This window comes from Micromonospora citrea (assembly GCF_900090315.1).
Taxonomy (GTDB): domain Bacteria; phylum Actinomycetota; class Actinomycetes; order Mycobacteriales; family Micromonosporaceae; genus Micromonospora; species Micromonospora citrea.
In genome coordinates, this window is sequence record NZ_FMHZ01000002.1 from 4,113,390 (window position 1) to 4,128,397 (window position 15,008).

At 73.4% G+C, this 15,008-nt stretch carries 15 protein-coding genes and 1 pseudogene; 8 read left to right on the forward strand and 8 right to left on the reverse strand.

The window, feature by feature from the left end; all coding sequences use genetic code 11:
* The first annotated feature begins 2 nt into the window (after positions 1 to 2).
* Positions 3 to 596, forward strand: a complete 594-nt coding sequence (locus GA0070606_RS18880; RefSeq protein WP_091102116.1) for a type III secretion system chaperone family protein — start codon at positions 3 to 5, stop codon at positions 594 to 596.
* Between the two features lie 116 nt (positions 597 to 712).
* A complete protein-coding gene (locus GA0070606_RS18885; RefSeq protein ID WP_091102121.1) occupies positions 713 to 1,636 on the forward strand; it encodes a hypothetical protein in 924 nt (307 codons plus the stop codon).
* 380 nt (positions 1,637 to 2,016) lie between these two features.
* Here GA0070606_RS18885 and GA0070606_RS18890 read toward each other — a convergent pair whose 3' ends face one another.
* Entirely contained in the window at positions 2,017 to 3,297 is a 1,281-nt protein-coding gene (locus GA0070606_RS18890; RefSeq protein WP_091102125.1) for an MFS transporter, read from the reverse strand.
* A gap of 212 nt (positions 3,298 to 3,509) precedes the next feature.
* Positions 3,510 to 4,829: pseudogene (locus tag GA0070606_RS18895) on the reverse strand (MDR family MFS transporter); the annotation flags it as partial.
* Positions 4,830 to 4,980: 151 nt separating this feature from the next.
* Between GA0070606_RS18895 and GA0070606_RS18900 the strand changes: the two are divergent.
* On the forward strand, positions 4,981 to 5,748 hold the full coding sequence (locus GA0070606_RS18900; protein ID WP_091107889.1) for a phosphoglyceromutase: 768 nt from the start codon (positions 4,981 to 4,983) through the stop codon (positions 5,746 to 5,748).
* 55 nt (positions 5,749 to 5,803) lie between these two features.
* Here the strand turns inward: GA0070606_RS18900 and phoU are convergent, their stop codons facing one another.
* On the reverse strand, positions 5,804 to 6,457 hold the full coding sequence (phoU, locus tag GA0070606_RS18905; RefSeq protein ID WP_091102132.1) for a phosphate signaling complex protein PhoU: 654 nt from the start codon (positions 6,455 to 6,457) through the stop codon (positions 5,804 to 5,806).
* A 198-nt stretch (positions 6,458 to 6,655) separates the two neighbouring features.
* Between phoU and GA0070606_RS18910 the strand changes: the two genes are divergently transcribed.
* Both GA0070606_RS18910 and GA0070606_RS18915 read left to right on the forward strand, forming a co-directional pair.
* Positions 6,656 to 7,942 (forward strand): sensor histidine kinase, encoded by a 1,287-nt coding sequence (locus GA0070606_RS18910; RefSeq protein ID WP_091102136.1) that lies wholly within the window; start codon positions 6,656 to 6,658, stop codon positions 7,940 to 7,942.
* Between the two features lie 23 nt (positions 7,943 to 7,965).
* Positions 7,966 to 8,649 (forward strand): response regulator transcription factor, encoded by a 684-nt coding sequence (locus GA0070606_RS18915; RefSeq protein WP_091102139.1) that lies wholly within the window; start codon positions 7,966 to 7,968, stop codon positions 8,647 to 8,649.
* Between the two features lie 49 nt (positions 8,650 to 8,698).
* Here GA0070606_RS18915 and GA0070606_RS18920 read toward each other — a convergent pair whose 3' ends face one another.
* A complete protein-coding gene (locus GA0070606_RS18920; protein ID WP_091102143.1) occupies positions 8,699 to 9,508 on the reverse strand; it encodes a DUF3109 family protein in 810 nt (269 codons plus the stop codon).
* A gap of 74 nt (positions 9,509 to 9,582) precedes the next feature.
* On the opposite strand from GA0070606_RS18920, the gene GA0070606_RS18925 reads away from it, so the two are divergent.
* Both GA0070606_RS18925 and GA0070606_RS18930 read left to right on the forward strand, forming a co-directional pair.
* Positions 9,583 to 10,527: a Ppx/GppA phosphatase family protein gene (locus GA0070606_RS18925; RefSeq protein ID WP_091102147.1), complete on the forward strand. Its 945-nt coding sequence runs from the start codon at positions 9,583 to 9,585 to the stop codon at positions 10,525 to 10,527.
* Between the two features lie 61 nt (positions 10,528 to 10,588).
* Positions 10,589 to 11,395: a sugar phosphate isomerase/epimerase family protein gene (locus GA0070606_RS18930; protein WP_176737362.1), complete on the forward strand. Its 807-nt coding sequence runs from the start codon at positions 10,589 to 10,591 to the stop codon at positions 11,393 to 11,395.
* Positions 11,396 to 11,483: 88 nt separating this feature from the next.
* Here the strand turns inward: GA0070606_RS18930 and GA0070606_RS18935 are convergent, their stop codons facing one another.
* Genes GA0070606_RS18935 through GA0070606_RS18945 form a run of 3 tightly spaced genes read right to left on the reverse strand, consistent with a single transcriptional unit; the run spans position 11,484 to position 13,513 of the window.
* The gene (locus GA0070606_RS18935; RefSeq protein ID WP_091102153.1) at positions 11,484 to 12,056 is read right to left on the reverse strand and encodes a CGNR zinc finger domain-containing protein; all 573 of its coding nucleotides are present in this window, start codon (positions 12,054 to 12,056) and stop codon (positions 11,484 to 11,486) included.
* Between the two features lie 22 nt (positions 12,057 to 12,078).
* Positions 12,079 to 13,242, reverse strand: a complete 1,164-nt coding sequence (locus GA0070606_RS18940; protein WP_091102157.1) for a glutathionylspermidine synthase family protein — start codon at positions 13,240 to 13,242, stop codon at positions 12,079 to 12,081.
* Position 13,243: 1 nt separating this feature from the next.
* Positions 13,244 to 13,513, reverse strand: coding sequence for a hypothetical protein (locus GA0070606_RS18945; protein WP_091107891.1), 270 nt, complete (start codon positions 13,511 to 13,513; stop codon positions 13,244 to 13,246).
* A 131-nt stretch (positions 13,514 to 13,644) separates the two neighbouring features.
* Between GA0070606_RS18945 and GA0070606_RS18950 the strand changes: the two genes are divergently transcribed.
* Entirely contained in the window at positions 13,645 to 14,565 is a 921-nt protein-coding gene (locus GA0070606_RS18950) for a proline dehydrogenase family protein (protein WP_091102161.1), read from the forward strand.
* Position 14,566: 1 nt separating this feature from the next.
* Here the strand turns inward: GA0070606_RS18950 and GA0070606_RS18955 are convergent, their stop codons facing one another.
* Entirely contained in the window at positions 14,567 to 14,977 is a 411-nt protein-coding gene (locus tag GA0070606_RS18955; RefSeq protein ID WP_091102166.1) for a VOC family protein, read from the reverse strand.
* Between the last annotated feature and the right edge of the window lie 31 nt (positions 14,978 to 15,008).

Here is a 15,008-nt window from a genome sequence, read left to right on the forward strand (position 1 = left end):
CGATGAGCGCGAAGAGTGATCTTGCAGCCCTGATCGAGGCGGTCTGCGACGAGCGGGAGCTGGCCTGGGAGTCGACCGGCCCGGGCTCGTACGCGGTCACGCTGCCGGGCACCCACAAGCTGAAGACGGTCTGCAACCTGATCGTCGGCGAGCACGCGCTGCGGATCGAGGCGTTCGTGATGCGCCAGCCGGACGAGCGGCGCGAGGAGCTGTGGGCCTGGCTGTTGCAGCGCAACGCCCGGATGTACGGCGTGTCCTTCTCCATCGACGCCGTCGGCGACGTCTACCTGACCGGCCGGGTCAACCCTGCGGGCGTCGACGCCGACGAGCTGGACCGGCTGCTCGGCGCGGTGCTGACGTACTCCGACGAGTCCTTCGACACGATGCTGGAGATCGGCTTCGGCAGCTCGATCCGCCGGGAGTGGGAGTGGCGGGTCAAGCGGGGCGAGTCCACCGCGAACCTCGCGGCGTTCGCGCACCTCTTCGAGCCGTCCGCCGCCGGCCCGGGCGCCGCCGCCGGCTCGGAACGCGCCGCCGGCTCGGAACGCGACGCCGGCTCGGGACGCGACGCCGGCTCGGGGCGCGCCGCCGGGTAGCGCCGGGAGCCCTCGGCGAGGTTCGGACCGGTCCTGACGGGTATGCCGCACCGCGCGGTGCGGCACTGGGACCCGCCGCGCGCCGAGGACCAACTGTCGAGGAGCGTGAGCGTCCCATGGCTCAGCGGAACAGCTCAGGTCGCGGCGGGACTGCGACCAGGACGAAACGGCAGGCGGGCAACCAGACCCCGAACACGCCGGGGATCTCCGAGTCCGAGATCTCGCGGATGAAGGTGGACGAGATCCGGGGGCAGCTCCGCCGGCGCGGAGTCTCCGGGATCTCCGCGCTGCGCAAGCCGGAACTGGTGAAGACGCTGGCGCGGACCCTGCGGGCGGAGCGTCCGTCGGGTGGGGCCGCCCGGCGCAGCACCGGGCCCGCCGGCCGCGCGACGGGCGCGAAGGCGTCGGCCGGCCGGGCCGCCGCCACCAAGAAGGCGGCGACGGGCCGGGCCGCGGGCAAGGCGGCCCCGAGCCGGGCGAAGGCCGCGAACAAGGCCGCGCCGGCGAAGAAGGCCCCGGCGAGGAAGGCCGCCGCGAAGGCCGCCCCCGCGAAGAAGGCCGCCGCCGCGCGGAAGGCGGCGCCGGCGGCCCGGAAGACCACGGCGACGAAGACCACCGCGTCGGCGCGGACGGGCTCGGCGGGCGGCGGTACGGCGACGAGGTCGACCCCCGTCCGTACCGGGCGGAGCGCCTCGCGGTCGGTGCGTTCGTCGCAGCCGATCACCTCCGTCGCCGACCGGCCGGAGCGCCCCGGCCGCAGCCTGGTCACCACCAATCACGAGGTGATCCGGCGCTGGGCGCGGGAGCGCGGCGCGAAGCCGGCGACGATCGCGGGTACCGAGCGGGAGGGCCGGGCCGGCGTGCTCACCTTCAACATGCCGGGCTACCGCGAGAGCAGCCGCGTGCGCGAGATCACCTGGGACGAGTGGTTCCGCACGTTCGACGAGCGCAAGCTGAACCTGATCTACCAGGAGCAGCTCCGCGACGGACGGCCGAGCAACTTCTTCCGCACCGAATCCCCCGATCGGGAGGACGCCTGACGTGTTTGACGGAATGGTCGACGGGTATCCGCTGTTGGCCACGAAGGAGGGCCGCCAAGGGCGAGACCCGGGCGGGACACCGGCGCTGTGATCGGCGAGACAGCCCATCCGGCTTGTATCGGTAATCCGGGCGAACTAACTTTATTGCACCGCGCCACGCTTGGAAACGTTCGGGGGAGCGGCGGATCGCTCAGGTCCGTGCACCGAGCGAGGCGCAGGGGACGGGTGGAACAACACCGTTGGGGGACGGTGGCCACCTGTTTGGACCGGCGGCGCGAGCGGGCGACGCCTACGGGGGTGGGTATCGCCCGCCGCCGCCGGTCATACCGTGCGAGCGCCCATCACGACCACCGGTCGTGGTGGGCGCTCTGCTTTCGCCGTCAACGGACCGGGGCGGGAGTCCGGGCGGGTGCCTGGGCGAAGCGCAGCGCGGCGACCCGACGGTCGCGGGCCGGGCCGGTCAGCAGGTGGCAGCCGGCGGCCAGCAGCCCGAGCCCGCCGACGATGAGCCAGTGCCGGTCCCCGAGGTACTGCAGGCTGACCCCGCCCAGCGTGGGCGCCACGAACGACGCCGCCGGGAACGCCAGATAGAACACGGACTGGTAGCGGGCGCGCAGCTCGGGCGGGGCGAGGTCGGCGTTGATCTGGGCGTTCGGCGGGGCGGCGAGCATCTGGCCGATGGTCCAGACCACCGCCGCCGCCAGGTAGACCGCCAGCTCGTCGGCGACGGCGAGGGCGGCGAAGCCGGCAGCCAGCAGACCGGTCGAGACGGCCAGGACGTGGTGTTTGCGGTGCCGGTCGATCAGCCGCGGCACGAAGAGCTGCCCCACCACGATCAGCAGCCCGCCGAGCGCCACGACCGCGCCGTACGCCGACGGCCGCAGCCCGTCCGCCCGCATGGCCAGCGGCATGATCGTCGAGGTCTGCATGGTCAGCACGGCCAGTACGAAGGTCAGACCCACGAAGACCAGGAAGGTGCGGTCGGTCAGCGCCGTGTGCAGGCCCGGCGCGCGTACCCGCCGCTGCCGGGTCGCCCGCCCGCCGCGCTCCGTCGGCCCGGCGGCGCGTACGCGGGTCAGCGTCTCCGGGACCTTCCAGCCGATCACCGCCGCGGCGGCCAGGGTGGCGGCGGCGTCGACCAGGAAGAGCGCGACGAAGCTCGCCTCGGCGAGCAGGCCGGCCAGCAGCGACGCCACCGCCATGCCGAGGTTGAACGCCCAGAACTGGAGGTTGAAGGCGCGCGAGCGGCGCTGCTCGGGCACCACGTCGACGATCGCGGCGACGAAGGCGGGGCTGGGCATCGAGTGCGCCACCCCGACCAGGGCGGCGAGCGCGGCGATCACCGCGAGGTGCCGGCTGAAGGCCAGCGCCGCCATCAGCCCGGCGGTGCCCAGGTGGGCGGCGAGCAGGGTGGCGCGGCGCCCCCACCGGTCGGCCAGCACCCCGCCGAGCAGCACGCCGGCCGCCCCACCCAGCCCGTACGCCCCGACCACCGTGCCGGTCAGCGCCTCGCTCGCGCCGCGCGCCTCGGTCAGGTAGAGCGACAGGAAGAGCATGGCGAACGCGCCGGCCCGGTTGATCAGCAGGCCGGCCCAGAGGTACCAGAAGGTGGCGGGAAGGCCGCCCACGGTGTCGTCCAGCCAGCGACGCAGGGCCCGCACTCGTCCTCCAGAAAGTTTCTTTACGGTTCAGCCTGGACCGTAGGAACTCCGGATGCGCCGTGCCAGTGAATTTCCGATCACCGCGCGCTGGTCGGCTCGGCCTCGCGGCGCGGGCCGCCCGACCGGTCGGCGTCCCGCCCGGGCGTCACCGGCTCGGCCGGCTGTCCACGGCCTGGCACGTCGCCCAGCACAACCCGGCCGTCGGCGTCCCGTCCGGGCGTCACCGGCTCGGCCGGGGCGGTGGCCGCCGCCTCGGCCGCCTCCGGGGCGGGCGGCTGGATCGCCGTCACCGGCACCACGGTCCCGGTGGCGCCGCGCAGGGCGACGGCGCGCCGCTCGCGGGCCGGGCCGGAGACCAGGTGGGCGATCGCCATGAGTGCGCCGATCGCGGCGCAGCCGAGCCAGAGCTGCGTGTTGCCGGCCTGCTCCCGGACCAGCCCGCCGAGCACCGGCGCGACGGCGCCGGCCACCTGCCAGGAGAGCGAGAAGACGCCCTGGTAGCGGCCGCGCAGCTCGCCGGGGGAGAGCTCGGCGATCAGGGTGGCGTTGGAGGGCGAGTTGAGCATCTCGCCGACGGTCCAGATCAGCACGGTCAGGCCGTAGAGCCAGGCGGCGTCGGCGAACGCGGTGAGGCCGAAGCCGACGCCCATCACCACCGAGGCCAGGGCGAGCACGTGCGACCGGCTGCGGCCCTTGATCAGCCGGGGTACGAAGAGCTGACCGGCCACGATCAGCACCCCGTTGAGCGCGATCACCGAGCCGTACGTGGCGGGGCTCAGGCCGTCCTCGCCCATCGCGATCGGCAGCATCGAGATGTGCTGGAGGAAGACCAGCGCGCCGAACAGGTTGAGCACCACGAAGCCCAGGAAGACGCGGTCGGTCAGGATGGTGCGCAGCGCCCCGGCCGGCGCCCCGGCGCCCTTGTGGCGGGCGGCGGCGGAGGGCTGCCGCGTCTCGCGGACCTTGACGAAGATGATGAGCGCGGTGATCACGGTGGTGGTCGCGTCCACCACGAAGAGCAGCAGGTAGCCCGCCTCGGCGGCGAGGCCGGCGAGGACGGCCGCGCAGGCGAAGCCGAGGTTGATCGCCCAGTAGTTCAGCGAGAAGGCGCGCAGCCGGTCCTTCTCCGGCACCACGTCGATCATCATGGCCCCGAACGCGGGGCGGGCCGCCTCGGCGAACGTGCCGAGCAGCAGCGCGCCGAGCGCGACCGCCCAGAGTTCCTCGGCGAAGCCGAGGGAGAGCATCATGACGGCCGCGCCGAGGTGCGCGGTGAGCAGGGTCGGCCGGCGGCCCCAGCGGTCGGCCAGGGTGCCGCCGACGGTGGTGCCGACGGCGCCGCCGACGCCCCAGAGCCCGATCACGAGGCCCGCCTGGGACGCCGAGAAGCCGCGCTCCTGGGTCAGGTAGATGGCGAGGAAGATCAGGACGAACGAGCCGAGGCGGTTGATCAGCGTGCCCGCCCAGAGGTACCAGAAGGCGACCGGCAGCCCGCCCGTCGTCTCCCGGAACCAACCCCGCATCGTCCGCACGTCGGCGCCCCCGCTCGCGTAATGACTGCTGTGATTGTTGCGCCTTACAACCTAGTGTCGGGTCCGTTTCCCGGTCATCGCCTTTTCCACGTGGTGGTCGTCACGACCACTGCCCGCGTGTTCCGAGGCGACGTGCGGCAGGATGATCGGCATGACTGCGAGCGAGGGGCCCACCGTCGGGACGCTGGTCCTGCTGCGGCACGGCGAGAGCGACTGGAACGCCAAGAACCTCTTCACCGGCTGGGTCGACGTCGACCTGACCGAGAAGGGCGAGAACGAGGCGCGCCGCGGCGGCGAACTGCTGCGCGAGCACAGCCTGCTGCCGGACGTGGTGCACACCAGCGTGATGCGCCGCGCGATCCGCACCGCCGAACTGGCGCTCAACGCGGCCGACCGGCACTGGATCGCCGTGCGGCGGTCGTGGCGGCTCAACGAGCGGCACTACGGCGCACTGCAGGGCAAGAACAAGAAGCAGACCCTGGAGGAGTACGGCGAGGAGCAGTTCATGCTCTGGCGTCGCTCGTACGACACCCCGCCGCCGCCCATCGCGGACGACGACGAGTTCTCGCAGGTGGGCGACCCGCGTTACGCGCTGCTGCCGAGCGAGCTGATGCCGCGCACCGAGTGCCTCAAGGACGTCGTCGAGCGGATGCTGCCCTACTGGTACGACTCGATCGTGCCGGACATCCTGGCCGGCCGGACGGTGCTGGTGGCCGCGCACGGCAACTCGCTGCGCGCCCTGGTCAAGCACCTGGACCAGATCAGCGACGAGGCCATCGCCAAGCTGAACATCCCCACCGGCATCCCGCTGCGCTACGACCTCGACCCGCAGCTGCGCCCGCTCACCCTGGGCGGCACCTACCTCGACCCGGCCGCCGCCAAGGCCGCCGCCGCCGCGGTCGCCAACCAGGGCCGCTGACGCGCACGGAAAGGGCCCCCGTCGCACGTCGTCGACGGGGGCCCTTCCGCACACCTCAGCTCGCGGCGGGCGGGGTCTCCCCGGTGATCAGGTAGACCACGTGCTCGCCGGCGTTGACGGCGTGGTCGGCGAAGCGCTCGTAGAAGCGGCCGAGGAGGGTGGCGTCGATGGCGGTCTCCACCCCGTACGGCCAGTCCTCGCCGAGCAGCACCCCGAACAGGCTCCGGTGCAGGTCGTCCATGGTGTCGTCGTCGCGGTCCAGTTCGGCGGCGAGGTCCGCGTCGGGCTTGGCGAGCACGGAGCCGATCTTGACGGCCATCCGGTCGGCGGTGGCGGCCATGTCAATGAAGATCGGCCGCAGCTCCGCCGGCACGGCCGGCGAGGGGTGCCGGCGCAGGGCGGTCTTGGCGACGTGGTCGGCGAGGTCGCCCATCCGCTCCAGGTCGGCGGCGACGTGCAGCGCGGTGATCATCGCGCGCAGGTCGGAGGCGACCGGCGCCTGCCGGGCGAGCAGGTCGCAGACCCGCTCCTCGACGTGCCGGTAGAGGTCGTCGATCTCGGCGTCCCGTTCGATCACCGTCTCGGCCGCCCGGCGGTCCGCGGTGAGCAGGGCGTGGGTGGCCTGCCGCATCGCGGCCCGGACCCCCTCCGCCATGTCCACCAGCAGCTGGCTGACGATCTGCAGGTCAGCCCGGAACTCCTCGCGCATTGTCACGTCCTGTGGTCGGTGGTCGCCGCCGCGTGGGCGGCGCGGGGCAGTGCGCCGCCCACGGTAGGTCGGGCGGGGCGGACCCGAGGTGAACCCCGGTGAACGACGCCGGACGCGGGAGTGAACTTTCCCGGAAGCGCGAGTGATTCACACCTTTTGTGGTGGTTGCCAGGTTAACAATGACCCTACGATCGCCGGGTGGAGTGGGCGGTGACGGTCGCGTTGGCCGTGGGGCTGGTGGCCGGGCTGGTCGCCGGGGCGCTGCTGCCCCGGCTCGTCCCCGCGCTGCGCCGACGCTCCACCTCGCCGGGGAGCCGGTCCGGCTTCCCCTTCACGCGTGGGAGGCTCCCGATAGCCGAGGATCCGCAGTCCGGGCTCGGCCGCCGGACGATCGACTCCCTCCGGGCGGGGGTGGTGGTGCTCGACCCCGAGGACCTGCCCGTCCTGGTCAACCCCGCCGCCCGCGCGATGGGGCTGCTCCGCACCGGCCCGACTCCCGGCTCCGTGGCCGCCCACCCGCTGATCCGTACGCTCGCCGGGCAGGTGCGGCGCACCGGGGTGCGGCGCGAGATCGAGCTGGACCTGCCGCGCGGCCGCGACAACACGGGGGTGAACCCGCTCGGGGTGCACCTGCGGGCGATGGGGCTCGGCGCGGGCTACATCGCGGTGGAGGCGGCCGACGTCACCGAGTCGCACCGGCTGGCCCGGGTGCGCCGGGACTTCGTGGCCAACGTCAGCCACGAGCTGAAGACCCCGATCGGCGCCCTCCAGCTCCTCGCCGAAGCCCTGCTGGACGCCACCGAGCCGGCCGGCGCCGGCGCGCCCGACCTCTCCGAGGACCTCGTCGCCGCCAGGCGTTTCGCCGAGCGGATCCAGCACGAGTCGACCCGGCTGGGCCGCCTGGTGCAGGAGCTGCTGGAGCTGACCCGGCTCCAGGGCGCCGAGCCGCAGCCGCCCCCGGAGCCGGTCGCCGTCGACTGGGTGATCGCCGAGGTGGTCGACCGGACGCGCACCTCCGCCGCCGCCCGCCGGATCGACGTGGTCGTCGACGGGGAGCGGGGCCTCACGGTCCACGGCAGCGACACCCAGCTCGCCACGGCGGTGTCGAACCTGGTCGAGAACGCCATCAACTACTCGGGCGAGGACACCACCGTCCGGATCACCGCCCGCGCCGACGACGAGCACGTGGAGATCGCCGTTGCCGACCAGGGCATCGGCATCGCCCCGACCGACGTCGACCGCATCTTCGAACGGTTCTACCGGGCCGACCAGGCCCGGTCCCGCTCGACCGGCGGCACCGGCCTGGGGCTGGCGATCGTCAAGCACATCGCCGGCAACCATGGCGGGCGGGTCGAGGTGTCGAGCACCCTTGGTGGCGGGTCGACGTTCACCCTGCGGCTGCCCGCCAGCCCCCCCGACGAGATCCTGGCGACACTGCCGTCCGCTGGGATCGAGGCCGGCCCGGCCGAGCTCCGGCAGGTCTGACAGCAATGGAAAGGAAATCCCCGTTGAGCCGCGTTCTGGTGGTCGAGGACGAGGAGTCGTTCTCCGACGCCCTGTCGTACATGCTCCGCAAGGAGGGCTTCGAGGTCTCCGTCGCCGCGACGGGCCCCGCCGCCCTCACCGAGTTCGACCGGACCGGCGCCGACATCGTGCTGCTCGACCTGATGCTGCCCGAGATGTCCGGCACGGAGGTGTGCCGGCAGCTGCGCCAGCGCTCGCACGTGCCGATCATCATGGTCACCGCGCGGGACAGCGAGATCGACAAGGTGGTCGGCCTGGAGATCGGCGCCGACGACTACGTGACGAAGCCGTACTCGCCGCGGGAACTGGTTGCCCGGATCCGTGCGGTGCTGCGCCGGCAGAGCGCCGAGGCCGCCGAGTCGGGCGCGCCGACGCTCGCCGCCGGCCCGGTCCGGATGGACATCGAGCGGCACGTGGTGACCGTCGACGGGGCCCCGGTGCAGCTTCCGCTCAAGGAGTTCGAGCTGCTGGAGCTGCTGCTGCGCAACGCCGGCCGGGTGCTGACCCGGGGGCAGCTCATCGACCGGGTCTGGGGAGCCGACTACGTCGGTGACACCAAGACCCTCGACGTGCACGTCAAGCGGCTGCGTTCCAAGATCGAACCGGAGCCGTCCGCGCCGCGCTACATCGTCACCGTGCGGGGGCTGGGCTACAAGTTCGAGCCCTGACCGGCGTACGCCGAGACGGGGCCCGCGCGTCGGCGGGCCCCTCGTCGCGTCAGGCGGGGTCGGCGGGGTGCGGGGCGACCATGCCTCCCCGGCTGCGCGCGCCGCACAGCTCGGCGAGCTTCGCGTACGCGGGCGCGCCGATGAGCGCCGTCAGCTCGGGCCCGTAGGAGACGTACATCGGTTCGGTGCCGACGTGGGCGTCGGTGGAGGAGGTGCACCACCAGTCCAGGTCGTGCCCGCCAGCGCCCCAGCCCCGCCGGTCGAACTCGGCCAGCGTGGAGACCAGCACCTTGGTGTTGTCCGGTCGCTTGACCCACTCCTGGTCGCGGCGGATCGGCAACTGCCAGCAGACGTCCGGCTTGTATTCCAGCGGGTGCACCCCGTCGCGCAGCGCCTGCGCGTGCAGGGCGCAGCCGGCGCCGCCCGGGAAGTCGGCGTCGTTGAGGAAGACGCACGGGCCCTCCGCCCCCTGGGTGGCGGTGCGGCGGGCCGGGTTCTTGCCGTCGATGGTGTCGTTCTCGGTCCAGTTCTTGAACCCGCGACGGTGGTGCTGCCACGTCGCCGGGCTCAGCCGCTTCACCGCGGCCCGGACCCGCTGCTCGTCGTCGGAGTCGGTGAAGAACGCGCCGTGCGAGCAGCAGCCGTCGGCGGCCCGGCCGGCGACGATGCCGTGGCAGCCCCGGCCGAAGACGCACGTCCAGCGGGACAACAGCCAGGTGAGGTCGGCCCGGACGAGGTGGCTCTCGTCCGCCGGGTCGACGAACTCGATCCACTCCCGGGGAAAGTCCAGCGGCACCTCGCGGCTGCGCGGGTCGTCCGGGTCGTCCACCAGCACTCGGAGTTCGATCTGCCCTGTCACCCGGCCCAGCGTACGCCCGGAGGCCGGCCCGGTCCGCCGAGCCGCGCGATCGCGTTGCCCCTAGTGTCTTGGGCATGCGACTGGGTGTCCTCGACGTCGGTTCCAACACGGTGCACCTGCTGGTGGTCGACGCCCACCACGGCGCGCACCCGTGGCCGGCGCACTCCGAGAAGGTGGTGCTGCGGCTCGCCGAGCAGGTCGGCCCGGACGGCGCGCTCACCGAGGCGGGCGCGGATGGCCTGGTCAAGGCGGTCAGCATGGCCAAGGCGGCCGCCGCCGGGCTGGACGCCGACGACCTGATCGCGTTCGCCACCTCCGCCGTCCGGGACGCCACCAACGCCCCCGAGGTGCTCGCGCGGGTCCGCGACGAGGCCGGCGTACGCCTGGAGGTGCTGCCGGGCGCCGACGAGGCCCGGCTGACCTTTCTCGCCGTGCGGCGCTGGTTCGGCTGGTCGGCGGGGCGGCTGCTGGTGCTGGACATCGGCGGCGGCTCCCTGGAGATCGCCGCCGGCATCGACGAGGACCCGGACGTGGCGGTGTCCCTGCCGCTCGGCGCCGGCCGGCTCACCCGGGACCGGCTCCGGGCGGACCCGGACAGCGCGGCCCCGCCGCCGGCGGAGGCGGTCGACGAGCTGCGGGGGTACGTCGACGGGCGGCTGGAGCCCGTCGTCGCGCGGATGACCGAGGTGGGCTGGGACCGACCGGTGGCCACCTCGAAGACGTTCCGGACGCTGGCCCGGCTGGCCGGGGCCGCGCCCTCCGGGGCGGGCCTGTGGGCCCCGCGCCGGCTCACCCGACGCGGGCTGCGGCAGGTGCTCGGGTTCGTCCGGCACATCGCGCCGGCCCAGCTCGTCGAGCTGGAGGGGGTCAGCCCCGGCCGGGCCCACCAGCTGCTCGCCGGCGCGGTGGTCGCCGAGGCGGTACTGCGCCAGCTCGACGTGGAGGCGCTGGACATCTGCCCGTGGGCGCTGCGCGAGGGCGTGATCCTGCGCCGCCTCGACCAGCTCGGTTCCGGGTGATCTGGGCGCTTTGCGGGCTCTCGTCATGAGGTGTCGATCGATCGCGGCTACCCTCGATGGTGTGACTTCCCGCGTTCCGGTGCTCCTCTCCAGTTCCTCGGTCTTTCCTGAGCGGACCGCGGCGGCGTTCCAGCTGGCCGCGGCGCTCGGCTACGACGGTGTCGAGGTGATGGTCTGGACCGACGCCGTCAGCCAGGACGTCGGCGCCCTGCGCGGGCTCGCCGAGCACTACGGCGTCCCGGTGCTCTCCGTCCACGCGCCCTGCCTGCTGGTCACCCAGCGGGTGTGGAGCCCGGACCCGTGGGAGCGGCTGCGCCGCTCCGCCGAGATGGCGGCGACGCTCGGTGCGCCCACTGTCGTGGTCCACCCGCCGTTCACCTGGCAGCGGGACTACGCGCGCAACTTCGCCGACGGGCTGGGCGCGATCGCCGCCGAGTTTCCGGACCTGAGCTTCCCGGTGGAGAACATGTACCCGGTGCGGATGGCCGGCCGGCAGTTCGTCCCGTACGTCCCGGGCTGGGACCCCACCGAGACCGGCTACGCCTCCTACACGCTCGACCTGTCGCACTGCGCCGCCTCGCACACCGACGCACTGGCGATGGCCGACCGGATGGGCGCCGGCCTGACGCACGTGCATCTCGGCGACGGCACCGGCGAGGGGCGCGACGAGCACCTGGTGCCCGGGCGCGGCAACCAGCCCTGCGCCGAGCTGCTCTCCTCGCTCGCCGGGCGCGGGTTCACCGGCTCGGTCGCCGTCGAGGTCACCACCCGGGGCGCGAAGAGCCGCGCCGTGCGGGAGGCCGACCTGCGCGAGGCGCTGGCGTTCGCCCGCCAGCACCTGGGCACCCCGTCCCCGGTCGACGCCTGACCGCCGGTCGACGCCTGACCGCCGGCCGGCTTCCTGGCCGCCTTCGACGGGTTCGGCCCCCGCCAGCCGGGCGCGACCTCGGGCGGCGTCAGACGACCGTGGTGAGGGACTCCTTGGCGGCCGCGCCGGCCTGCTCGCCGACCGCCGCGCGCTTGCGGGCGCGGTGCGCGGCCACGTGCGAGCGGGTGGCGCAGCGCTCCGAGCAGAACCGCCGGCAGCAGTTGGACGAGGTGTCCAGGTAGACGTTGCCGCAGCGCTCGTCGGCGCAGACCCCGAAGCGGGCGCTGCCGTACTCGCAGAGCCACACCGACAGGCCCCAGACGGCGCCGGCCAGGTATTCGGCGCTGACCGAGGCGCCCCGGCTGGTCACATGCATGTGCCAGTCGCTGGAGTCGTGCCCGGAGATGCGCGGCTGCACCGGGAACGCCTCCAGCAGGGCGTTGAGCTCGGTCACCGCCTGGGCGTCCCGCCCGGAGGTGCCGTACTCGAAGACGTCGCGCAGGCGCTTCTGCGCCCGCCGGAAGGTCGCGAGGTCTCGCTCCGCCACCTCGTCGCGCATCCACGCGTTGTCTTCGGGGAAGAGGGCTCGCAGGTCGTCGAGGTCGTCCAGGCGGGCGTTGACGAGGTCGACGCCGGTCCGGGCGTACGCGTCGAAGTTCACGCCCCCAACGGTAGTCGACTCGTCAGCCCCGTGGCGCGTCGATGTAGTGCGGCAGGAACCGCGCGTAGCCGTCGGTGATGAGGCTTGCGCTCTCCCGCAGCCCGGCGCCGGCCGACTCGCCGTCGACGATCCAGCTGCCCAGCACCGTCCGGTTGCCGTCGAACTCCGGCAGCGCGCGGAACTCCTGGTAGCAGAAGCCCTCGTCGCCGTAGATCCCCGGATTGGTGATCTCGCCGCCGCCGGTGACGATCCGCACCGACGCGCCCTCCCGGCCGAGCAGCGGCTTCGCCACGTACTCGGACATTCCGCGCGGCGAGTCGAGATACGCCGGCAGCAGCAGCTCGTGGCCCGGGTACAGCTCCCACAGCACGGCGAGCAGCGCCTTGTTCGACAGGAGCAGCTTCCAGGCCGGCTCGATCCAGGTGGTCGGGGTGCCCGGCTCCAGCGCCGGCGGCCCGTACGGCTCGGCGACCATCCACTCCCAGGGATAGAGCTTGAAGCAGGTGGTGACCGGCTGGTCCGCCGCGTCGACGAAGCGCCGGCCGTCCCAGCCGAGCCCCTGGATGGGCTGGAGCTCGACCTCCAGCCCGGCCTGTCGGGCCGTCTCGGCCAGGTAGCCGGCGGTCATGTGGTCCTCGCCGGACTCCTCCTCGTTCGACCAGACCACGTGCACCCGTCGGTCGTGCAGGCCGGCGCCGATCTTCGCCCAGGCGCCGACGAGGCGCTCGTGCAGGCTGTTCCACTGGTCCAGCTCCGGCCGGGTGTCCTCCAGCCAGTACCACTGGACGATGCTCGCCTCGACCAGCGAGGTCGGGGTGTCGGCGTTGTACTCCAGCAGCTTGGGCGGCCAGCTGCCGTCGTAGGCGAGGTCGAAGCGGCCGTAGAGGGAGGGCGGCGACTCGCGCAGGGAGCGGGCCACCGCCTCGGCCGCCCAGTCCGGGATGCCGAACTCGGCGTGCCGGCGGCGCGCGACGACGTGCTCGGCGGCGGCCACCGACATCCGGTGCAGTTCCTCCGTCGCCTCCTCCAGCCGGAGCACCTCGTCCAGCTCGAACGCGTACGCGGCCGTCTCGTCCCAGTACGACATGATCCCGCCGTCGGGCAGCTCGGTGTCGACGTACACCAGGCCCTGGGAACGGATGGTGGCGTCCCAGCCCGGGCGGGGGCTGACGGACTCGCGGCGCACCTCAGCCGCCGCAGGCGGCGAGGTGGGTGCCGAATCCGCCCCGGTCGGGAACGGCCGCGGTGGTCGGCTCCGGCGCGGCGCGGCCGGCGGAGACCTCGGGCACCCGCAGGGCGACGGCCACCGTGCCGTCGCCGCCGGCGGGCCCCAGCGCGCAGTCGTCGTCATCGTCGTCGGAGGTCGTGTTGCAGGCGGTGAGGGCGAGCGCCAGCGCGGTGAGCGCGCCGAGCTGTACGGAGGCCGACCGGAGCCGGCGGCGGGGGCGTTGTTCCACGTCATGGTTGTAACCGATGAACGCCACCGGCGTCCGCCCGCGGGTGGGGCCTGTGACGCGGTTGGGACCTGGGCGCGGGCGCCCTGGCCGCCGCCCGGCGCGGGGGCCTGGCCGGGCGTTACGCTCGGTCCATGCTCCGTTCCGTCATCCTCGCCGCCTCCCGGTCATCCCAGGTCGAGCGGCTCGTCGCGACGGCCCCGTTCACCCGGGACCTCGTCCGCCGGTTCGTCGCCGGCGCCAAGACCGACGACGCGTTGCGCGCGACCCGCGAGCTCGTCGACGACGGTCTCGCGGTCACCCTCGACAACCTCGGCGAGGACACCGTCACCCCCGAGCAGGCCAACGCCACCCGGGACGAATACCTGCGGCTGTTGAGGATGCTCTCCGGCGCGGGGCTCACGCCGGCCGCCGAGGTGAGCGTCAAGCTCTCCGCGCTCGGCCAGATGTTCGACGAGCAGCTCGCGTACGAGAACGCCCGGGCGATCTGCGCGGCGGCCGACGAGGCGGGCACCACGGTCACCCTCGACATGGAGGACCACACCACCACCGACTCGACCCTCGACATCCTGGCGAAGCTGCGCAAGGACCATCCGTCCACCGGGGCGGTGCTCCAGGCGTACCTGCGGCGCACCGAGTCCGACTGCCGCGAGCTGGCCACGGCCGGCTCCCGGGTGCGGCTGTGCAAGGGCGCCTACAAGGAGCCCGAGTCGGTGGCCTACCAGTCGGCACGCGAGGTGGACAAGTCCTACGTCCGCTGCCTGAACATCCTGATGTCCGGCGACGGGTATCCGATGCTGGCCACCCACGACCCGCGCCTGATCGCCATCGGCGAGGACCGGGCGCGCTGGTTCGACCGCGGCCCCGAGCGCTTCGAGTTCCAGATGTTGTACGGCATCCGGCCGGAGGAGCAGGCCCGGCTGGTCGGCGACGGCTACACCGTGCGCACCTACGTCCCCTACGGCGACGAGTGGTACGGCTACCTGATGCGCCGCCTCGCCGAGCGCCCGTCGAACCTGGCCTTCTTCGGCCGCGCGGTGCTCAGCAGGAAGTGACTCAGTCGTTCGACCACTCCCGGGTGCTCAGCACCAGGCGGTAGCCGTCCGGATCGGCCACCGTCACCCCCCAGCGGTCCCAGTACGGGCCGGCGGAGACCCTCGTCCCGCCGGCCCGTTCCAGTTCCCGGACGAGCTCGTCGTCGACCGGGCCGTCGAGGTAGAGCACCAGCAGGTCCTCGGTGGTCGGCGCGGGCTCGACGGCGAGCTGCGCGCCGCCGACGAGTTCCAGGTGCCATTCGGCCCCGGGCAGGCCGACGATCAGCAGGTCGTGCTCGCCGGGCCCGTCGGCGGCGGCGCGCCACAGCACGTCGAGGCCGAGCCCGCCGACCCAGAACCGCTCGGCCGCCGTCAGGTCGCGGCTCGGGCGGGCGATGCGTACGTGGGGAGCCGTGGTCCGGGAGAGAGGCATGCCGTCGATCCTGGAACCTCAAGCTGACTTC